This window comes from Seonamhaeicola sp. NFXS20 (assembly GCF_049132085.1).
Taxonomy (GTDB): Bacteria; Bacteroidota; Bacteroidia; order Flavobacteriales; family Flavobacteriaceae; genus Seonamhaeicola.
The window spans coordinates 1-1,073 of the sequence record NZ_JAFMPU010000048.1 but is presented as its reverse complement, the minus strand read 5'-3'; the positions used below and the strand labels follow the sequence as shown (position 1 = coordinate 1,073).

2 protein-coding genes are annotated in these 1,073 nt (G+C 29.9%); both read left to right on the top strand.

Annotated features, from left to right (window positions below):
• Positions 1 to 248 precede the first annotated feature (248 nt).
• Complete coding sequence (locus tag J1D01_RS17430) at positions 249 to 593, top strand: hypothetical protein (protein ID WP_421151783.1); 345 nt, start codon at positions 249 to 251, stop codon at positions 591 to 593.
• Entirely contained in the window at positions 590 to 928 is a 339-nt protein-coding gene (locus tag J1D01_RS17425) for a hypothetical protein (protein WP_421151782.1), read from the top strand. Before J1D01_RS17430 ends, J1D01_RS17425 begins: the two co-directional genes overlap by 4 nt.
• Positions 929 to 1,073 lie beyond the last annotated feature (145 nt).

Genomic DNA, 1,073 nt, shown 5'->3' with positions numbered 1-1,073 from the left:
AATTGATTGAATAGCTTTTCTTGAAATATTTTTGTGCCTTGCATTATTAAATATACGAAATTTCTGTATATTTAGCAAGTCTTGTGCAACGGACACAATGGCTATAAGTAATTGCTTGTTCTCGCCTACTTTGGAAATTCCTGCGGAATTTCCAACTTGGTGTGTACTTGCAAAGTAAAGTGCTAACCCACGCAACTACTCATAGCCGAGACCGTTGTAAACAATGCTGAAAAACCACTCTTGCGGAAATGAATATTGATGAATTGACAAAAAATATTAGAAAAGTATCATCTGAAAAAAATGTTCAAGAGTTGGCGGAATTTATCCAAAAATGGAAAACTGACGAACAAAATACTGTTGAATTAAAAGAAAGTGTTGAAAGGTATCTTGGAAATGCGTGGATTGACAAAAAAGCGGATTTTGAAAAAGTTTACGGAATGTGGTCGGAATTTAGAGATTCTGCGATTAACGGAATTGGTGGAATGACAATGAATGAAAGACTTTATTGGTTTGGACTATTTGAGTTATTTGAAAACGCAAGAAATGAAACTGAACAAGAAAAGTATTATAGAAAATTAATGGCAAAAAAATGAACTCTGATAAAAAGAAAAAAATAGTTTTAAACTTCATTTCTATAATATTAATTATTAGTTCTTGTTACTTCCTTTTAGCAACAATAAATTCAGCCGTTAGCAAAAAATATGGAGTGTTTAATCCAACTGAATCCTATTATTATTCTACCTTAAATACAGAAACCGAGAAAATGAACTATGTTAAAGAAATCGAACATAATAATTTGATTTTAAAAGCAACACCAATTATTTTTCTAATTCTGACTATTACAAGTTTTATCACATCAATTTTAATTGTAGTTTACAGAAACAAAATATCTGAATCGAAATATTTAAGAATGTTTGAAAAAAAATAAAAGCACAGTTTACAACAACGGTAACCGTTGCACAAGCCCATAATGTATCCTAAAATTATAATTAGAAACCGTCTTTTAAAGGCGGTTTCTGTTTTTATACACTTAAAAACTCTGGTGTTTTAAAAGGCTTTAAAAGCATGTTTAT